Origin of the sequence: Streptomyces sp. YPW6 (genome assembly GCF_018866325.1) — a bacterium.
Classification (GTDB): Bacteria; Actinomycetota; Actinomycetes; order Streptomycetales; family Streptomycetaceae; genus Streptomyces.
Genome location: NZ_CP076457.1, coordinates 6,902,975 through 6,922,312 on the forward strand (window position 1 = coordinate 6,902,975; position 19,338 = coordinate 6,922,312).

Sequence of the window (19,338 nt, forward strand, 5' to 3'; positions counted from 1 at the left end):
GCGGCAATGGGGGTCCCTGTTCGATGAGCAGGGACTTCCAGCAGCGCTAGGGTTTCCGGGACAGAGGGAATGGCACGCTGCCGACCGGGGGAACGAAACACCATGGGACACGGAGCACGCAAGCAGCTGGCGAAGCTGCTCGATGCCTCGGAGCGATGCGGGGACTTCAGCACCCGCATCGAGATGTCCGCCCGCGCGCTGCGGATCGAGGTCGACGGCGTCGGGGCGCTGCCCCTGCCGTTGCGCGCTCCGGTCACCAAGAAGCTGATCGCGCAGGCCCGGCAGGCCCGCTTCGGCCGCGGTGAGCAGACCCTGGCCGACACCAGCGTGCGAGATACCTGGGAGATCACCCCGGACCGGATCACCCTGGGCGGCCCCGACTGGGACCGCACCCTGAGCGACGTCCTCGACGGCGTCCGTACCGCGCTCGGTCTGCCGCCCACCACCGTCCTGCGGGCCGAACCGCACGCGCTGCTCGTCTACGGCAAGGGCCAGTTCTTCCTGCCGCACCAGGACTCCGAGAAGGACGACTCCATGGTGGGCACCTTGGTGGTCTCGCTGCCCTCGCACCACACCGGCGGCGAACTCGTCGTCTCCCACGCCGGCCGGAGCGTCGTCCACCAGGCGTCCCGGGAGAAGCTGACCTTCGCTGCCTACTACGCGGACTGCCTGCACGAGGTCAAGCCCGTCAAGTCCGGCTACCGCGTCACCCTCACCATGAACCTCCTCGCCGAACGCACCCGCCCGGCCGGCGAGGACGGCGGTGGCCCGGCCGCCGACCTGGCCCACTGCCTGACCGAACACTTCACCGAGCCGGCCGAAGAGCGCTACGCCTACGGCCGCCGGAAAACGGCGCCCCCGAACCGCCTCGTGTACCTGCTGGACCACGAGTACACCCAGCGTGGCCTGGACTGGGACCGCCTCAAGGGTGCCGACGCCACGCGTGCCACCCGGCTCCGCCAGGCCGCCGGGCAGGCAGGCTGCGAGGCGGTCCTCGCATTGGCCGAGGTGAAGGAGACTTGGGACGCCGTACCGCCCTACGACCGCTACGACTACTACGGCGATGTCGAGCACTTCGACGGCTGCGAGGACGAGGAGTGCGAGGGTGAGTGCCTCCTCGACCCCGAGGGGGAGCCCGGGGCCGAGCGCCGCCGCAGTGGCGACTTCTCCGACTACGAGCTGGGCGACCTGATCGACGACGAGATCACCCTCGACTGGTGGACCCGCCCCGACGGCGCCGACGGTGAGCAGATCTCCCTGCCCGTCTCTTACGCCGAGGTGTGCGCCACCACCGAGAACAGGGACCTCACGCCCTACCAGTCCGAGTACGAGGGCTACATGGGCAACTACGGCAACACCCTGGACCGCTGGTACCGGCGGGCCGCAGTGGTGCTCTGGCCCCGGCAACGCTCGTTCGCGGCACGCGCCGAGGCCGGCTCCGAGGGAGCCCTGCGAGAACTCCAGGGCCACCTGGACACCGGGGAGTTGGAGCTGGCGCGTACGCTCGCCCGGTCGCTCGCCCCGATCTGGAAGCATCGCGCTTCGGGCGAAGCGGCCGCTCCACTCTTTACTGCCGCCCTGCACGTCGCGGTGGGACTGGAGGAAGCGGACACCGCCGCGATGCTCCTTGCGCCCTTCGGGGTGGAGACCCTGGGCGAGCGACACGTCCCCGATCTCGCGGAAGCGGCCGCACGGTACGGGCGGACGTGGTCGCGCGAGGCCGTCGGCAGCTGGTTCGGCCCGGTCGCCGCGTACACCGGGGCGGATCGCGCAGCGTGGCTCGAGTCTCTGCCCGGCCTCTGTGCCGCGCTGCGGACCGCTGACGGTGACGGAGACGCGGTGGCGGCACTGCTGGTGGAGGGCGTGTGGCAAGCGGCCGAGCAGCAGCTCACCGGCTGGCTCGACGTGGGCCGCGAGGTGGAGCGCCGCGGGGGCATGGAACGGCTGGGAGCTCCCTTGGCCCGCATCCTGCAGGCGTGCGACCCGAAAACCGCCGACACCATCGGCACCGCGCTGTGCGGCCTGCCGGACACCGCCCTGCAATGCCTGCTCCCGGCCCTGCGCACTGCGGCCCACCGACCGACGACCGTACGAGACGGGGCACCCGCGGCCCACGCCTTCCAGACGCTCGCCGACCACTGCGAGGCCCGGCTCACCACGGCCGTCACTCGCCCCGTACGCGCGGCGGACGACTGGTCACTCACCCCGGCCGGTACCTGTCGGTCCGGCTGCGGCCTCTGCCCCGACCTCGACGCCTTCCTCACCTCCCGCACCCGTCGGGTCATGGATTGGCCGCTCGCGAAGGACCGGCGCCGCCACATCCACAGCCGTATCGATCTGGCCGGCCTGCCCGTGTCCCACACCACCCGGCGTCAGAGACGCCCCTACACCCTGGTCCTGACCAAGACGAACGCGGTGTTCACCCGTGAGCAAGCGGCCCGCATCCGCGCCGAGACCGACCTGGCGTGGCTGCGGGAGAAATGGCCCCGGCCCCGCGGCTGAAAGGGGACAGACAAGCCCCGCGGCTCGCGCGCCTGGAACGGCAGTCCGCACCCGGGACGCGGATGCCGCCGCGTCCCGGCTGGCCGCGCATCGCCACCTGCCGGTACCTCGCGGCCGCGCAAGCCTGGGCGGCCGGCGGACCGGCGCCGGACGGGTAGGCCATCGGCTCGATCACCCCGTGGGAATCTACGCGAAAACGGCCTCTCCACGGACGCGGATCCGGATCATGGAGGGGTGGAGGACTGGTACGACTGTAACGACCTGGCCGAACTGCGCATCCGCCTCGATGTGGCGCTCGAAGAAAACGCCGGACTACGCGCGGAGCTCGCCGAGGTGCGAGCCGAGAATCGGCGTCTGCGCACCCGGCTGGGAGTTCCCGCACCCGACGCGCCACGGGCGCTGGCTCCGGTCCCCGAGCCTCCCCCACCGGTCATCACGGAAGGCGGCCACGGGCTGCCGTACGCGGACGCGTCCTCCGGGACGGAGGCCAAGATCGCCCTGTTCCGGGCGCTGTTCGCCGGCCGCGAGGACGTCTACGCCACCCGGTGGGTGAGCGCGAAGTCGGGCCGGACGGGCTGGAGCCCCGCCGAGGACAACCCGTTCGCCAAGAACAAGGCCGATGCCGAGCGGGTGTTCTGGCCGCTGACGGACCGGGCCGTCTACAACCACCTCTCCCGCCCCGAGCCCGGCGCCCGGGAGACCCACCTGGGGATGTACCCGCTGCTGGCTGATGACACCTGCCGGCTTCTGGCGGTCGACTTCGACGGCAAGGACGGCAGCGACTGGCGCGGCGATGCGGCCGCCTACGCCTCCGCCTGTCACGACGCCGGTGTCCCCGCCCTGGTGGAGGTCTCCCGCTCCGGGGCGGGCGCGCACGTGTGGACCTTCTTCACTGACCCCGTCGCCGCGGTCACCGCCCGCACGCTCGGGATGGCGCTGCTGCGCCGGGCGATCGACGTCCGCGGGCAGATGACGTTGTCCAGCTACGACCGGCTCTTCCCCGCCCAAGACCTGCTGCCGACGAACGCCAAGGGCAACGCTCGTTTCGGCAACCTGATCGCGCTCCCGCTGCAGGGGGCCTCCCGCCTCAAGGGCACCACGGTGTTCTGCGACCCGCACACCTGGGAGCCGTACCCCGACCAGTTCGCGCACCTGTCCCAGGCCGAGCGGCTCTCCCCGGCTCAGGTCGAGGCGCTCGTCGACAAGCTCGGCGAGGTCAAGGCGGGCCCGTCGGCGACCGCGCCGGTCCTGCCGCCCAAGCCCCGGCGGCGCGCGCTGGGCAAGGCCCCCGAGGTCGTCGAGGCGCGCTTGTCGGCGATGCTCGCGATCTCCACCAAGGGCCTGCCGGCCGCCTTGCTTGCCGCGCTCAAGCACACGGCGTCGTTCCACAACCCGGAGTTCTACCGACGCCAGAGCCAGCGGTACTCCACCTGGGACACCCCGCGCCTGGTCTGCTCTTTCGACGCCACCGACCCGGACTGGCTGAGGCTGCCGCGCGGGCTGCGCGACGAAGCGGCCCAGCTCATCGCCGCCGCCGGCGGCACACTCACGGTCACCAGCGAACTTGCGGACGCCGCGCTGATCAGCGCATTCTTCACCGGCGAGCTGACCGAAGTGCAAGCCCGCGTGGTCGACGCGGTCAAGGGTCACACCAGCGGAGTGCTCGTGGCGCCGCCGGGCTCGGGCAAGACCGTGATGGCCTGCGCGCTGATCGCCCACCACAAGATGCCCACCGCGATCATCGTCAACCGCTCCGAGCTGCTGTCCCAGTGGCAGGACCGTCTGGCCACGTTCCTCGATCTCGGCGAGGGCCGCGTCGGTTCCTTGGGCGCGGGCAAGGACCGCCGCAGCCACGTGGTCGACCTGATCATGCTGCAGACACTCAGCCACCGCGACGCCCCCGACGGCCTGCTGGACGGCTACGGCCTGGTGGTCGTCGACGAGTGCCACGCCGTGGGCGCCCAGGGGGCCGAGGCCGCGATCCGCAAAGCCCGCGCCCCTCGATGGATCGGCCTGTCGGCCACCCCGTATCGGGCCGATCAGATGGATCCGCTGATCACCATGCAGTGCGGACCCATCCGACACGAGATCGCCGACACCAGCGCCTTCGCCAAGCACCTCATCGTCCACCCCACCTCGTTCACCACCGACGAGCCGGGCAACGACGGCGCCTCCTTCCAGGCGATCTACAGCGAACTCGCCGCGAACTGCGACCCCAACACCCAGATCGCCGCCGACATCGCCGACGCCTCTCGGCGCGGACGGTGCAGCCTGGCCCTGAGCAACCGAGTCGAACACCTCCACCAACTCGCCACGTCCCTTGCCGCGCACGGCATCGAACCGCTGCTCCTGCACGGCGGTATGCCGCCGGCCGAGCGAGCCCGGGTCCGCACCCGCCTGGCCGATGAAACGACCACCCCGCCGGTGCTGCTGGCCATCGACAAGCTGGCCGGCGAAGGATTCGACGCCCCCAGACTCGACACCCTGTTCCTCACCAGCCCGATCTCCTTCAAGGGACGGGTGATTCAGCAGGTCGGCCGGATCATGCGCAACACCGAGACGAAGAAGTCCCACGTCGAGGCCCACGACTACCTCGACGCGGACGTGCCCTGGCTGGAACGCATGCACCACAAGCGTCGCCGCATCCTCGAACGCCGCGGATTCACCGCCACGAACCCCGAGACCCTGCTCCAGCCGCCCGCCCAGCCCGTTGTCCCCGCGCGCCACCGACCGGAGCCCTCACAATCCGCGCCGACACCGCCGGTGGCCGAGGTGCGGCGGTGGGCCAAGGACCAGGGGATGGACGTGCCACCGCGAGGCCGACTCCGCAGCGACATCTGGGACGCCTGGCACGAGGCCCATCCCCCGGCTCAGCCGGTCTGCTGATCCGGTGCGCCTGCGGACGTGGGGCGAGGGTGTCCACGGTCAGTCTGTGACGAACGACCTGAACACCCTCGCAACGGCACTCTACGTCCGGATCGACGACACGTTGCAGGCTTCGCCGGAACTTGCCCCGTGGCGCCCGGCGGTCGGGATCGCACCCACTCTCAGTGACTCCGAACTGCTCACCCTCGCCGTAATGTCGGCGCTGCTCGGCCACACCTCCGAGCGGCGCTGGCTGCGCCGTGTCGCGGCGGACTTCCGCGGCATGTTCCCCTACGTACCCGGCCAGTCCGGCTACAACAAGCGGCTGCCAGCGGCCTCGTCGCTGGTCACCCGCATGATCCGGATCCTGGCGGCGGACACCACGCTGTGGAGCGACGATGTCTGGGTGGTCGACTCCACCCCGGTCGGCTGTGGCTGCTCGCGAGAGACCGCGAAGCGCTCCGACCTGGCCGGCTGGGCGCAGTACGGCTACTGCGCGTCGCACTCCCGGTACTTCTGGGGACTACGGCTGCACCAGGTGTGCACGATCGGCAGGCTGCCTGTGCTGTTCGCACTGACCGGTGCCAAGGCCGACGAGCGCGAGACGTTGCGCGACATGCTCGACACCGCGCCGGACGTGACGGCCTCCCGCTCCCGGCAGACGATCACCGGTGACGAGAACTACTACGGCCGCGAGTTCGAGGGGGACCTGACCGAGCGTGAGCTGGTGCTGTTACGGTCGGCCCGCAAGGGAGAAGCCGAGCGGGCCGGGGCGCATCTGTTCAAGCCGCTGCGGCAGGTCAGAGAGTCGATCAACCAGACCTTCAAGGGACAGTCCTGGTCGACCGCGGCGCCCCGGGCGGCCCGGTCCGCAGCCGCTTGATCAGTAGCTCGACCATCTGAAACGGTACGAGGTGTTCGGCGGCGCCCCGACGCTGCCGGGCACGACGGAGGCAGCCCGCCCGAGCACCTCCATGTCAATCCGGCGCACCCTCGCTCACTCACCGCGTCTACGCCTGCGAGTCCTCCTTCAGCCCCGACATCGTCTGGACCCGCCTCGACCACGTCGACTTCACCCGCGCCGCCCGCCTCGACTCGACCGGCGACAGCCTGGTCGGCGATGTGACCTGCCGCTACGAGCCCCGCGAACCGTTCGCCTTCGTCCTTGCTGGGTCGTGAGGCGGCTCGCGGCTCGTGAAACCGTGCCCCGGCGTCCGGCAGAGAGTCAGGGTACGAGGCTGTCGAGGTCGATGCCGAGGGGGATGGGGACGGAGACCTTCAACCGGTTGCGGTGGATGCCGGTGGCCACGTAGCTGCTGGTCATGACGTCGAGTTCGTAGGTGTGGACGGTGGGGGCGCCGGCCTCGTCCTCGACGCGCCAGAAGTGGGGGATCCTGGCCTGTGCGTACTTGAAGGGCTTCAGGGACCGGTCGCGGTCCGCCGACTCCTCCGAGACGACCTCGATGACCAGGGCGACGTCCTCGGGCGCGTACCAGGTCCGGTCGGGGTCGTAGGAGGCGGTGGTGAGCAGGATGTCGGGCTCGGGGCGGCTCTTCTTGTCGAGCCGGACGGTCATCTCTCGCTCGGCGTCGAACCCGTCGGGGGCGGCCTGGCGCAGGGCGAAGGTCAGGTTCTCCACCAGCCGGGCGTGCCAGGAGCGCTGCGGCGACATCATGAAGATCAGGGCTCCGTCGATGAGTTCGGTGTGCCGCGGCGCCTGGGCGAGGCGGTCGAGGTCATCGGCTTCCCAGCCGCTGATCCTGGGCGGGATCATCCAGTCGGGGAGTTCGGCGGTCACGGTTTCCTCCAGGCGCCTCGAAGAGGTCAGGGGCCTTCATCCCGGATCGTCGCGGACGCGGGCCCAACGCTGGTGTCAGCGTAGTCGGCGACCGGACCTCTCACTCGGCCCGTGTGGGTCCGACGCGCCGGACGCCAGTGATCATCTGGGCGTGGATCCGGACGACGTGGTCCATGGACGAGCGGCTTCGGCGGAGTGGTGCACGTCAGCTTGAGCATCGGGTCGAGGTTGGCCGACACCAGGCTCGCGATGTCGCAGTGGAGCCCCCCGTACTTGTCGTCACAGGTCAGGGCCCCCGCAAGTGGTGCCCTGACGAACGGCGGTGCAGCGGCTGGTCCCCGGGTTCCGCCGAGCCGTGCGGAGCGTCAACTGGTGCTGGACGCGGCCTCGACCGGCTCGCTCGGGACCTGGTCGACAGCTCGGAGTACCCGGATCGCCCTGGACGCGGACGGCTGGCCCTACAGTCGGTCGACCTCACCGGCGATGCCTGGGACACGGTGGATGAGCGGCCGCGTTTCCTCGTGGCGAAGGTCCGGCCTAGGCCGGACCTGAATCTCAGCTGACCCGCTCCACCCGCTGTGCGGAAGGGTCCGCACAGCCGTGCGGACCCTTCCGCGTCATCCCCTACTTTGCGGACGCACACGTCCTAGTGGGGCGTATCCCGCCTCCCCGGTGGGAGATGAGTGGGAGACAAGTGGGAGATGATCATGGCGCGATGCTGCAATCAGGTGCACGGAAATGCTAGATCGCGACCCGTGCGGCGGCCCGGTCAGCCGCCGGATTCACCTGCGTGCGGGCTCAGTACATCGGCTCCCACCAGCGCAAACAGCACAATGCCCAGTACAATCCGGTACCACACGAAGGGCATGAAGCTCTTGGTGGTGATGAATTTCATGAACCACGCGATGACGGCGTATCCCACGAAGAAGGCCACCAGAGTCGCGAAGATCGTCGGGCCCCAGGAGACATGCCCCTCGCCCACGTCCTTCAGCTCGTACACGCCCGAGGCGAGCACCGCGGGGATGGCCAGGAGGAACGAGTAGCGGGCGGCCGACTCGCGGGTGTAGCCCATCAGCAGGCCGCCGCTGATCGTCGCGCCCGAGCGGGAGACGCCGGGGATCAGCGCCATCGCCTGGCAGACCCCGTAGATCAGACCGTCCCTGACGCCCAGGTCCTTGAGCGTCTTGCGTTCCTTCACCACCCGGTGCCTGCCGCCCGTCTCGTCGCGCGCGGCCAGCCGGTCGGCGACGCCGAGCACGATGCCCATGACGATCAGCGTCGTCGCGATCAGCCGCAGATCGCGGAACGGGCCCTCGATCTGGTCCTTGAGCGTGAGTCCCAGCACCCCGATGGGGATCGAGCCGACGATGACCAGCCAGCCCATCTGGGCGTCGTGGTCGCTGCGCATCGCACGGTCCGTCAGGGACCGGAACCAGGCCGACAGGATGCGCGAGATGTCCTTGCGGAAGTAGATGAGCACCGCCGCCTCGGTGCCGATCTGGGTGATCGCGGTGAACGCCGCCCCCGGGTCGTGCCAGCCGGCGAACGCGGCCGTCAGGCGCAGATGCGCGCTGGAGGAGATCGGCAGGAACTCGGTGAGTCCCTGAACAAGTCCCAGGACGAATGATTCGAACCAGCTCATGGGGCTTAGGCCATCCCGGAGGTGATCGTGCATCGGCCACGGACGACTGGGCCCGTCAGCTGTGTGCAAAGTGCGGAGTGCGGTCAAGGACATCGAGGTCGCGGGCAGCGTATCGCCTGAAGGTGAACGTCAGACCGACTGGACCGGTCATCCACGTGCCGTCGTACGCTCAGCTGTCCGGTGTGTCCCGGCCCAGCCCGTGGCGTCTGCGCCAGGCCACCAGCGCCCCGCCGAGAGCGGACAGCACGATGAAGCCCATGGCGGCCAGGAACACCGGCGAGGTCGGCGACGCGGCCTCGCTGCCGGCTATCACGTACGCCGCGGTGTTCGGGATCGACCCGAGACCGGTGGCCAGCAGGAACGGCGGAGCGCCCATGCGGGAGGTCGCCGCACAGTAGTTGGCCGCGGCGAACGGCACGCCGGGGAAGAGCCGCAGCGCCAGGACCGACCGGAAGCCGTGCCGGCTCAGCACCCCGTCCGCAGCCGTCAGCAGTCTTCCGCGCAGCAGGGTTCGCAACGCGTCCTGACCCAGCACCCGGCCCAGCATGAACGACACGCCCGCTCCGAGGACTGTGCCCGCGAGCGCCGCCGCCAGCCCCGTCTGCGCACCGAACAACGCGCCCGCGGCGATGTTGAGCAGCGGGCGCGGCACGAACGCCACCGTCAGTGCCCCGTACGCGAGGCCGAAGGCCATCGCCGCCGTGCCCCCGGTCAGCTGGGGCGGCCAGCCGGACGCCAGCAGCCGCTGTGGCTCGAACAGCAGCATCGTCGACGCGGCCCCGAGCAGGACGACGACGAGCAGGGAGAAACGGGACCACGGCGACAACAGCGCCCGGGAGAGGCGCAGGGCCGGACCGGCGGCGGGCCGGGCGGCGGGGACGGGGTCGAACATTCGGGGAGAGTAACCGAAAAGGATGTGTGATCGCCGTAATGTGCGTCCCGTGACCCCCGCCGCCGACATCCCCGCCCCGCCGGTCAGCAGCCTCGCCGACGTCGTCCTGGAGCGGCTCGTCGCCGCCTATGCCCCCGCCGCCGACCCCGTACGGGCCGAGGGCGCCGCCGCGTACATGAAGCACGTCGCACCCTTCCTCGGGATCCCCGCCCCCGAGCGCCGGGCTCTGGCGCGGACCGTGCTGGCGGGTACCGCGCGGCCGGACGAGCGGGACTGCACGGCGATCGCGCTGCGCTGCTGGCGGCTGCCCGAGCGCGAGTACCACTACTTCGCCGTCGACTACCTGCGCCGCCACGCGGGCCGTTGCTCCTCCGGCTTCCTGCCCGTCCTGCACCACCTGGTGACCACCGTCCCCTGGTGGGACACGGTCGACCTGCTCGCCGCCCATGTCGCGGGCCCGCTGGTCACGGCCGACCCGGCGCTCGCCCGGGAGATGGACCGGTGGATCGACGACCCCAGCCTGTGGGCGGCCAGAACCGCCCTGCTGCACCAGCTGCGCTACAAGGAGGCCACCGACGCCGACCGGCTGTTCGGCTACTGCCTGCGCCGCGCGGACCACCCCGACTTCTTCATCCGCAAGGCGATCGGCTGGGCCCTGCGCGAGTACGCCAGGACCGACCCCGCCGCCGTACGCGAGTTCGTCGACGGCGCGCGGACCCGGCTGTCGCCGCTCTCCGTGCGCGAGGCGCTCAAGCATCTCTGAGCCCCAACACCCCGTGGGCGTCGGAAAACCATTCGACGTGGCCGCCGCGCCCGGCCATGATCAGGGGCATGTTCCGGTACGCCTTCCTCGCAGCGCCGTCCGCAGTCGCGGACGCGCCGAAGGCTGCCGTGAACGACGCGGCCGCCGAGGCATTCGCCCCGACCGCATTCGCCGCAGCCGCAGCCGCAGTCGCTGCAGTCGCAGTCGCAGTGGCGTTCGCCGCTGCCGCAGCACCCTTCGACGGCGCCCGAAGCTGACCCTCCCCCGACAGTCCGGCGGACCCCGCAAGGGGAGGGTCGGCGGGGCCCTGGGGTCTTCAGTCTTTTCTCAGCTTCGCGTGCTTCAGAAGGAACGAGCCATGTCCAAGACGGCTTACGTGCGCACCAAGCCGCACCTCAACATCGGCACCATGGGCCACGTCGACCACGGCAAGACCACCCTCACCGCCGCCATCACCAAGGTCCTCAGCGAGCGCGGCGGCAGCTCCACCTCCTACGTGTCCTTCGACCGGATCGACCGGGCCCCCGAGGAGGCCCAGCGCGGCATCACCATCAACATCGCGCACGTCGAGTACGAGACCGACACCCGCCACTACGCGCACGTCGACATGCCCGGCCACGCCGACTACATCAAGAACATGGTCACGGGTGCGGCGCAGCTCGACGGGGCGATCCTCGTCGTCTCCGCGCTCGACGGGATCATGCCGCAGACCGCCGAGCACGTCCTGCTGGCCCGTCAAGTGGGCGTCGACCACATCGTCGTCGCCCTCAACAAGGCCGACGCGGGAGACCCCGAGCTGACCGACCTGGTCGAGCTGGAGGTCCGCGAGCTGCTCTCCGCGCACGGGTACGGCGGCGACACCGTCCCCGTGGTCCGGGTCTCCGGGCTCAAGGCGCTGGAGGGCGACCCGCGATGGACGGCGGCCATCGAAGGACTGCTGGACGCCGTCGACACGTACGTACCGATGCCGGTGCGCTACACCGACGCCCCGTTCCTGCTGTCCGTCGAGAACGTCCTGACCATCACCGGCCGGGGCACCGTCGTCACCGGTGCCGTCGAGCGCGGCACCGTCCGCGTCGGTGACCGGGTCCAGGTGCTGGGCGCGGACGTCGAGACCGTCGTCACCGGACTGGAGACCTTCGGCAAGCCGATGGAGTCCGCCGAGGCCGGGGACAACGTCGCGCTGCTGCTGCGCGGGGTGGAGCGCGACCGGGTCCGGCGCGGCCACGTCGTGGCCGCGCCCGGCAGCGTCACGCCCAGCCGCCGGTTCACCGCGCAGGTGTACGTGCTGTCGGCGAGGGAGGGCGGCCGGACCACCCCGGTCGCCACCGGCTACCGGCCGCAGTTCTACATCCGTACGGCGGACGTCGTCGGGGACGTCGACCTCGGCGAGGCCGCGGTCGCGCGCCCCGGCGACACGGTCACCATGACCGTCGAGCTGGGCCGCGACGTGCCGCTGGAGTCCGGCCTCGGCTTCGCGATCCGCGAGGGCGGCCGCACGGTCGGCGCGGGAACGGTCACCGAGCTGCTCTGAGCCCGACGCGGCCCGTCACCCCTGGTCCGGGGTGGCGGGCCGCAGTGCGGGGGAGGCGACAATGGAGAGGTGAACGAGCCGATACCCGTCATCCGCGAGGTCGACTGCGGCACCGCCCGGCTGCTGCCCGACGTGGACCGCGACCGGGCCTGGCTGCTCACGGTCGACGACGCGCCCCAGTCCTACGTCGACCTCGACGACCCGTCCCATCTGGAGTTCGAGTACGTGAGACGGCTCGCCCACGTCGTGGACGGCGCGGCGGAGCCGGGCGCGCCGCTGGACGTCCTGCACCTGGGCGGCGGCGCGCTGACCCTGCCCCGCTATGTGGCGGCGGCCCGCCCCGGCTCGCGGCAGGACGTCGTCGACGCCGACCGGGGGCTGCTGGGGCTGGTCCGGGAACATCTGCCGCTGCCCGGCGGGAGCGGCATCACCCTGCACGCGGCCGACGCCCGTGCGCGGCTGGAGGCGACGGCTCCCGCCTCCGTCGACCTCCTGATCGCGGACGTCTTCGGAGGCTCCCGGGTTCCGGCGCACCTCACGTCCGTCGAGTACGCGCGGGCGGCCGGGAGGGCCCTGCGCGCGGACGGGATCTACGCGGCCAACCTGGCCGACAGCGCGCCGTTCGCCTTCCTCCGCTCGCAGGTGGCGAACTTCGCCGCCGTCTTCCCGGAGCTGGCGCTGGTCGGGGAACCGGCCGTGCTGCGCGGGCGGCGCTTCGGCAACGTCGTCCTGCTCGCCTCGTACGCGCCGATCGACGTGGACCCGCTCGTCCGCCGCTGCGCCGCTGACGCCTTCCCGGCGCGGGTCACCCACGGCGCCGCGCTGGCCCGGTTCACCGACGGGGCCCGTCCGGTGGCGGACGCGGACGCGGTCGCCTCGCCCGAACCGCCCGACGGGGCCTTCAGCGTCGGCTGAGGCTCCCGGCGGGCGGTTCGGGCGAGGCGGGGTGGTGGGGGAACGCGTTGCGCGGTGCGGGTGTCAGCCGGTGGGCTCACCCGCGAGGCGGACCGTGCTCAGGATCTGCTGGATGGTCGTGTCCGGCAGCTCGTCCTTGACGCCGGTGGCGGCGTAGAGGGCCCAGGTCGAGAAGTCACCCTTGGCGTTCTTGAAGGAGAACGCGATGGACTTCCCGTCGCTGTCGCACTTCTCCTTGTTCGCCAGTTCCAGGGCGGTGGCCTCCGCGACACTGCCGGAGAGCCCCGACTTGGTGGTGAAGGGCTTGGCCTTGCCGATCTTGACCTTGGACTTCGGGTCGAGCTGGGCGTAGGCGGCCCAGACCCAGTTGGCGGCCTCGTTCCGCGCGGCCTCGTCGGTGTTCTTGGCGCCCTGGGCGCCCTTCGTCCCGACGCCGGCGAGCCCGGTGTCCTCCTCGCGGCCGTCCCCGTCGGAGTCGTCGACGCACCACTTGCTCTTGTAGTAGGCGGGCGCGGAGAAGCCGGCGACCGGCGACCCGTCCCCCTTCTTGGCGTCCTCGAAGCCGGCGAACGTGCCCGAACTGGCGACCTCCCAGTCACCGGGAACGTCGAACTGCGTGCCCCACTTGGGGTTGGTGACGACCTTCCAGCCCGGGATGAGCGGCTTGGGGTCGCTGTCGGAGCCCCGCGGGTTGTCCGCGGGCGGCGCGGAGCCGGTGGCCGTGTCGCTGGGCTTGGCACTCGGCGACGCGGACTTCTTGTCGTCGGCGACGTTCTTGCCGTCGTCGTCCTTGCCGAGCACGAGGAAGCCGGTGACGCCCGCCGTGACCACGACGGCCAGCGCCGCGACGATCGCCACGATCGTCGTCCTCTTCTTGTCGTCGCCGGGCTTCGGTCCGCCGGGCGGCCCCGGAACGGCGTACTGCGGTGCCGTCGGCTGCTGGTAGGGATTCGGCTGCTGATAGCCGGGCTGCCCGCCGGGCGGGCCCTGCGGGTACCCGTAGCCCGGCCCCGCGGGCTGCCCCGGCTGACCCTGCGGCGGATACCCCGGCTGCTGATAGGGATTCGGCTGCTGGTACCCCGGCTGCTGGTACGGGTTCTGGTTCTGGTCCTGCGGGTTCTGCTCGCCCCCGGGCGGCTGCGTTCCTGGCCACATGGCCAGTAACCATAGATGGGCGCGGTGCCCACTGCTACGGCCGCCCTGTACCGGAGCCGTCACAAGGGGATGGCCAAACGGTTCTACTGGTGAGTAACCTTCGGGCATGAGCGCAGAACAGATGACCGTGGGCGAGATGCTCGTCGCGACGGTTCCGATGGCCCGGACCCTCAACCTCGAATTCCTGGAGACCACCCCGGAGCGGGCCGTCGTCCGCCTGCCCGACCAGGCGGATTACCACAACCACGTCGGCGGACCCCACGCCGGAGCGATGTTCACGCTCGCCGAGTCCGCCAGCGGCGCGATCGTCATCGCGGCCTTCGGGGACCAGATGTCGCGGGCCGTGCCGCTCGCCGTGAAGGCCGAGATCGGCTACAAGAAGCTCGCCATGGGCGAGGTCACCGCCACCGCGACCCTTGGCCGCCCGATCGCCGACGTGGTCGCCGAGCTGGACGCCGGACAGCGGCCGGAATTCCCCGTCGCCATCGAGATCACCCGCGCCGACGGTGCGGTCACCGGCGAGATGACCGTCGTGTGGACCCTGCGCCCCAACGGCTGACCACCGCCGTCCGACGCGGGGCACCGCACGGGCGGACGCGAGGAACCGTGCGTGCGTGAGACCGGGCCGCCGCCCCTCCTGGAACGGGAAGGGCGGCGGCCCGGTCTCCGTCCGGCGGGCGCCTTCCCGCGACGCGCGTTCCGGCGGCGCGGAAGGCGGACGTCAGCCGCTGTGCGCCTCGCGGTGCGCCTTCGCCAGCTCCACGTATCCCGCGGCGTTGAAGCGGATGCTCTCCAACTCCTCGGCGGTCAGCGGCCGCTTCACCTTCGCGGGCACCCCCGCGACGAGCGAGCCCGGTGGCACCCGCATCCCCTGCGGGACCAGAGCCTGCGCCGCGACCAGGGAACCCGCGCCGATGTGGGCTCCGTTGAGCACCGTGGCGCCCATGCCGACCAGCACGTCGTCCTCGATCACACAGCCGTGCAGCACCGCGTTGTGGCCGACCGAGACCCGCGCGCCCACCGTGAGCGGGAACCCGGGGTCGGTGTGCACGCTGCAGTTGTCCTGGATGTTGCTGTCGCGCCCCAGCGTGATGGGGCCGCAGTCGGCACGCAGCACGGCCTGGTACCAGACGCTGGACCCCGGGGCGAGCGTCACCTCGCCGATCACCACGGAGGTCGGGGCCAGAAAAGCGTCCACGTCGATGTCCGGCTCCTTGCCGCCCATGCCCGTGATCAACGCCTGCTCCGCCATCGCCTGCTCCTTCGCGCCGGTGTGGTGCTCCTGGGCCCTCTCCACCGGATCGGGCCGGCTCTCACGGTAGGCGACGGCCCGGGGCGGGCGCCGCGCGGTGGGGCGAACATCACAGGTCACGGCGGGGATCGCCGACCGCGCCGCCGACTACCGTGAGCGCGTGCCGAAGAACCGAAACACGTTCTCCCTCCTCGCCCGCCTCCCGCGCCGCGCCGCCTCCCGCGCGGTCCACCTCGGCTGGGCCTGGGCGCAGCGGGCGGGCGCGGTCACCGCCGAGCACCCCGGGCGGCTGCGGTTCGGCGCGATCGGCGCGGGCACCCGGCTCGCCTTCCCGCAGGGCACCGTGTTCGGGGAGCCGTGGATCGAGCTGGGCGCGCACTGCATCATCGGCGAGCAGGTCACCCTCACCGCGGGAATGATGCCGGACCTGGACCTGGGGCCCGACCCGATCCTCACCCTGGGCGACGGGGTGGTGCTGGGCCGTGGCAGCCATGTGATCGCCGACACGACGGTGACCATCGGCTCGGACACGTACTGCGGTCCGTACGTCTACATCACGTCGACCAACCACAGCTACGACGACCCGCACGAGCCCGTGGGCAGGCAGTGGCCCCGGATGGAGCCGGTGGCGATCGGGCCCGGCTGCTGGATCGGCACCGGCGCGGTGATCCTGCCCGGGGCCCGGCTCGGCCGGAACGTGGTGGTCGCGGCGGGCGCCGTCGTCCGGGGCGAGGTCCCGGACCACGCGGTGGTCGCCGGAGCCCCCGCCCGCGTGGTGCGCAGCTGGGACCCGGAGAGGGGCTGGCAGCCGCCCCTGCGTACGCCGGCCCCCGTGCCGATCCCGGAGGGCGTCACGCCGGAGCAGTTGCTCGCCCTCGCCGAGCTGGACGAGGTGCGGGAAACCCCGTAGGGCCCCTGAACGGCACGGGGGGGCGGTGGAGTGCACCGTACGGCAGTCGGCAGTGCAATATTCTTGACCCCGGCACGCGCCGTACGCGAGCCGGCCACCCGCACCTCGCTCTGCAGCACCCGGGTATTTCCGCAGTCGCCATCCACCGCAGGGACGGTACGTGTCCGACCTCGATCAGCTCACCCAGTCGCTGGCCCGCAACCTCAAGCGCTGGCGGGGTGAGCGCGGCTTCACCCTCGACGCCCTCGCGGCGCGCGCCGGAGTGAGCCGAGGGATGATCATCCAGATCGAGCAGGCGCGGACGAACCCCAGCGTCGGGACCACGGTGAAGCTGGCCGACGCGCTCGGCGTCGCCATCACCACGCTCCTCGACCACGAGCAGGGGGCCCAGGTCCGGCTGGTCCCGGAGAGCCGGGCCGTGCGCATGTGGTCCACCGAGGCGGGCAGTTCCACCACGCTGCTCGTCGGGGCGGAGGCCCGCGGCCCGCTCGAACTGTGGACCTGCCGACTGGTGTCCGGGGAGGGCACCACGTCCGACCCGCACCCCGAGGGCACCGTCGAACTCCTCCACGTCACCGAGGGGGAACTGACCCTCCTCGTCGACGGCTTCGCCCATGCCGTCCCCGCCGGGACCTCCGCCACCTTCGAGGCGCACGTGCCGCACGGCTACCGCAACGAGGGCGGCCCTCCTGCGGTCTTCACCATGGCCGTCGCCATCCCGCCCGTCCGCTGAGACGCCTTTCGCGAGGCCGCATTCCCCTACGCGCCTTTCGCCGGGACGTCCGCCCGCCGGGACGTCCGCCCGCCGGGACGCCCACCCGCCGCGACGCCCGGCCGCCGGGACGCCCACCCGCTGCGATGCCCACCCGCTGCGATGCCCACCCGCCGCGATGCCCACCCGCCGCGATGCCCGCCCGCCGGGACGCCCACCCGCCGCGACGCCCGGCTGCCCGGATGTCCGCCCTCCGGGACGCCCGGCCGGTCCCGCCCCGCCGCTGTTAGCGTGAGCGCCATGCGCGCACCCATCGGCACCTTCGAGGACGCCGCTCCCGCCACGGAACGGCTCGGCCTGCTCCCCGCCCCGGTCGTCGCGGCGCTGACCGCGGGCTGGGGCGAGTTCACCGCCGAGCAGTTCGTCCACGTCGACAGCGACCCGGCCGTGGCCGACACCGCCGTCTTCGCCGAGCACCACGGCGTCGAACTCCTCGACACGTCGGCCAACTGCGTCGTCGTGGCGGGCAAGCGCGGCCAGGACGTCACTCTCGCCGCCTGCGTGGTGCTCTCCCGCACCCGGGTCGACGTCAACGGCGCGGTGCGCAAGCACCTCGGCGCCCGCAAGGCCTCCTTCGCCCCCATGGACACGGCGGTCGGCGAGAGCGGCATGGAGTACGGCGGCATCACCCCCATCGGCCTGCCCGCCGCCTGGCCGCTCCTGCTGGACCCGGCCGTCGTGGACGAGGAATGGGTCCTGATCGGCAGCGGCAGCCGGCGCGGCAAACTCATCGTCCCCGGCAAGGCCCTCGCCGCTCTCCCGGGCGCGGTCGTCGTCGAGGGCCTGGGGGTCTGACCCTTCCCCGGCGGGCGGGGCGTCCGGCGCCTCGCCCGGAGTGGCCGGGGCACGCCCTCCTCCGCGCGGGCCGGAGTACCCGGCGCCCGCCCCCCCCGGGCGGTGGGTCAACGCCCGGCGGTCCGGTGCTCCGTGAGCCAGCCCGTGGCGAAGTCGACGGCGGGGCGGAGCCGGACGAGCCGGCACCCGGCCGCACCCACGCTTCCCGTACGTACGTCCCCCTCGGCGGCGGCCTGTTCGAACGCCGCGCCCAGCGCGGCGAAGTCCCCGTCGTCCAGGGCGACATCCTCGTACTCCCACCAGCGGCGCCCTCCCCGCGACGCCACCACGCAGCGGTAGGTCCGGCGCGGCGGTCCGGGCATCCGGTACTCGCCCAGGTGGAACGCCGTACACGTGGCGTAGCCGGTGCCGAGCAGCAGGATCCGGGCATCCGCCTCGTACAGCCGGGCCAGTGGCGAGTCCTCCCCGAGGTGGCAGTCGGGGCGGTGCCCGGCGAGCAGCCGCCCCGCCCCGGGGCCGAGCGCGGCGAACGAGGTCTGCGGATGCGCGCTGCGCCCGGCCCCCGCCGCCGTCCGTACGGTCTCGGCCAGCGCGCCCATCGACGGCGCGGGCGTCAGCACCGGGTCGTACGCCGGCATCGCGGCGCGCACGGCGTCCACGGCCCCGGCGTCCAGGCCCCGCACCCGCTCGCGGTAGTGCGGGGAGGTGTCGGAGTTCTCCGGGGTGAAGGCGGGGACCACCACCGTCCCCGAAGGGCCGACGGCCCGGCGCAACGCGTCCAGCACCCCCCGCGCCCCGTCCGCCACCGGCCCCAGCGACCGCAGCGAGGCGTGCACCAGGAGGACATCACCGGGCCGAACGCCGAGCGCGGTCAGCGCGGCTGCCGTCCGGGCCCTCCCGGGCACGTTCCCTGCGTCCGTCACGGCGGGGATTCTGCCCACCCCGCGGCGCGCCCCACACCCGGGCGGCTCAGGCGCGCGTGCCGAGCCGCGGAATCTCGATCGCGGGGCACCGGTCCATGACCATCTCCAGGCCCGCCGCGCGCGTCCGCCCGAAGGCGTCCGGGTCCACGACGCCGAGCTGGAACCACACCGCCTTCGCGCCCACCGCCACCGCCTCGTCCGCGACGGCGCCCGCCAGCTCGCTGTTGACGAACACGTCCACCACGTCCACGGGGAAGGGGATGTCCGCCAGCGAGGCGTACCCCTGCTCCCCGTGCACCGTCTCGGCCTTCGGGTGCACCGGCACTACCCGCTTGCCGAACCGCTGGAGGACCCGGGCGACGCCCCACGCCGCCCGGGAGGAGTTGCCCGACAGTCCCACCACCGCCCAGGTGTCGCCCGTCTCCTGGAGAATCCGGCCGATCGTCGCGTCGTCCGCGTACGGCCCCACCGGGCCGCCGCCCGGCTCGCCGTCTGCTGTCCCGCCGCCCGTGCGACTGCCGTCTGCGTTGTTCCTGGCGTCTGCGTCCATGCCGGGACAACCGGCGGCCCCCGTCTCCCCATTCCCGCCGGGACCCGCCCCCGGGGCGGGACATAGGGTG

The 19,338-nt window shown here is 72.1% G+C and carries 17 protein-coding genes; 10 read left to right on the plus strand and 7 right to left on the minus strand.

What is annotated here, in order from left to right; genetic code table 11:
• The first annotated feature begins 102 nt into the window (after positions 1-102).
• The 3 genes from KME66_RS30300 to KME66_RS30310 all read left to right on the plus strand — a co-directional run bounded on the left by KME66_RS30300 (position 103) and on the right by KME66_RS30310 (position 6,250).
• Positions 103-2,502 (plus strand): 2OG-Fe(II) oxygenase, encoded by a 2,400-nt coding sequence (locus KME66_RS30300; protein WP_216328061.1) that lies wholly within the window; start codon positions 103-105, stop codon positions 2,500-2,502.
• A gap of 234 nt (positions 2,503-2,736) precedes the next feature.
• A complete protein-coding gene (locus tag KME66_RS30305) occupies positions 2,737-5,388 on the plus strand; it encodes a DEAD/DEAH box helicase family protein (protein WP_216328064.1) in 2,652 nt (883 codons plus the stop codon).
• 46 nt (positions 5,389-5,434) lie between these two features.
• Positions 5,435-6,250 (plus strand): IS982 family transposase, encoded by an 816-nt coding sequence (locus KME66_RS30310; protein WP_253208513.1) that lies wholly within the window; start codon positions 5,435-5,437, stop codon positions 6,248-6,250.
• A 342-nt stretch (positions 6,251-6,592) separates the two neighbouring features.
• Here the strand turns inward: KME66_RS30310 and KME66_RS30315 are convergent, their stop codons facing one another.
• From KME66_RS30315 to KME66_RS30325, 3 genes are all read right to left on the minus strand, one after another.
• Positions 6,593-7,165, minus strand: coding sequence for a Uma2 family endonuclease (locus KME66_RS30315; protein ID WP_216328065.1), 573 nt, complete (start codon positions 7,163-7,165; stop codon positions 6,593-6,595).
• 769 nt (positions 7,166-7,934) lie between these two features.
• The gene (locus tag KME66_RS30320) at positions 7,935-8,807 is read right to left on the minus strand and encodes an undecaprenyl-diphosphate phosphatase (protein ID WP_216328067.1); all 873 of its coding nucleotides are present in this window, start codon (positions 8,805-8,807) and stop codon (positions 7,935-7,937) included.
• A gap of 169 nt (positions 8,808-8,976) precedes the next feature.
• Positions 8,977-9,699: a TVP38/TMEM64 family protein gene (locus KME66_RS30325; RefSeq protein WP_073224690.1), complete on the minus strand. Its 723-nt coding sequence runs from the start codon at positions 9,697-9,699 to the stop codon at positions 8,977-8,979.
• Positions 9,700-9,721: 22 nt separating this feature from the next.
• Here KME66_RS30325 and KME66_RS30330 point away from each other — a divergent pair, with 22 nt between their 5' ends.
• The 3 genes from KME66_RS30330 (at position 9,722) to KME66_RS30340 (ending at position 12,911) form a co-directional block, all read left to right on the plus strand.
• Positions 9,722-10,462, plus strand: coding sequence for a DNA alkylation repair protein (locus KME66_RS30330; protein WP_216328070.1), 741 nt, complete (start codon positions 9,722-9,724; stop codon positions 10,460-10,462).
• Between the two features lie 358 nt (positions 10,463-10,820).
• Positions 10,821-11,996, plus strand: a complete 1,176-nt coding sequence (tuf, locus tag KME66_RS30335) for an elongation factor Tu (RefSeq protein WP_073224695.1) — start codon at positions 10,821-10,823, stop codon at positions 11,994-11,996.
• 69 nt (positions 11,997-12,065) lie between these two features.
• Complete coding sequence (locus KME66_RS30340; RefSeq protein WP_216328071.1) at positions 12,066-12,911, plus strand: spermidine synthase; 846 nt, start codon at positions 12,066-12,068, stop codon at positions 12,909-12,911.
• A gap of 63 nt (positions 12,912-12,974) precedes the next feature.
• Here the strand turns inward: KME66_RS30340 and KME66_RS30345 are convergent, their stop codons facing one another.
• Positions 12,975-14,066 carry a hypothetical protein gene (locus KME66_RS30345; RefSeq protein ID WP_216328073.1) on the minus strand — a complete coding sequence of 364 codons (1,092 nt, stop codon included), beginning with the start codon at positions 14,064-14,066 and terminating at the stop codon, positions 12,975-12,977.
• 121 nt (positions 14,067-14,187) lie between these two features.
• On the opposite strand from KME66_RS30345, the gene KME66_RS30350 reads away from it, so the two are divergent.
• Complete coding sequence (locus KME66_RS30350; protein WP_006122944.1) at positions 14,188-14,625, plus strand: DUF4442 domain-containing protein; 438 nt, start codon at positions 14,188-14,190, stop codon at positions 14,623-14,625.
• A 162-nt stretch (positions 14,626-14,787) separates the two neighbouring features.
• On the opposite strand, the gene KME66_RS30355 is transcribed toward KME66_RS30350, so the two are convergent.
• Positions 14,788-15,318: a gamma carbonic anhydrase family protein gene (locus tag KME66_RS30355; protein WP_216329692.1), complete on the minus strand. Its 531-nt coding sequence runs from the start codon at positions 15,316-15,318 to the stop codon at positions 14,788-14,790.
• Between the two features lie 160 nt (positions 15,319-15,478).
• Between KME66_RS30355 and KME66_RS30360 the strand changes: the two genes are divergently transcribed.
• The 3 genes from KME66_RS30360 (at position 15,479) to KME66_RS30370 (ending at position 17,795) form a co-directional block, all read left to right on the plus strand.
• Positions 15,479-16,228 carry an acyltransferase gene (locus tag KME66_RS30360; protein ID WP_073225105.1) on the plus strand — a complete coding sequence of 250 codons (750 nt, stop codon included), beginning with the start codon at positions 15,479-15,481 and terminating at the stop codon, positions 16,226-16,228.
• Positions 16,229-16,388: 160 nt separating this feature from the next.
• Complete coding sequence (locus KME66_RS30365) at positions 16,389-16,961, plus strand: helix-turn-helix domain-containing protein (protein WP_216328075.1); 573 nt, start codon at positions 16,389-16,391, stop codon at positions 16,959-16,961.
• A 279-nt stretch (positions 16,962-17,240) separates the two neighbouring features.
• Complete coding sequence (locus tag KME66_RS30370) at positions 17,241-17,795, plus strand: YbaK/EbsC family protein (RefSeq protein WP_073224704.1); 555 nt, start codon at positions 17,241-17,243, stop codon at positions 17,793-17,795.
• Positions 17,796-17,902: 107 nt separating this feature from the next.
• On the opposite strand, the gene KME66_RS30375 is transcribed toward KME66_RS30370, so the two are convergent.
• Positions 17,903-18,727: an aminoglycoside N(3)-acetyltransferase gene (locus tag KME66_RS30375; RefSeq protein WP_216329694.1), complete on the minus strand. Its 825-nt coding sequence runs from the start codon at positions 18,725-18,727 to the stop codon at positions 17,903-17,905.
• 37 nt (positions 18,728-18,764) lie between these two features.
• A complete protein-coding gene (locus KME66_RS30380) occupies positions 18,765-19,268 on the minus strand; it encodes a CoA-binding protein (protein WP_253208514.1) in 504 nt (167 codons plus the stop codon).
• Between the last annotated feature and the right edge of the window lie 70 nt (positions 19,269-19,338).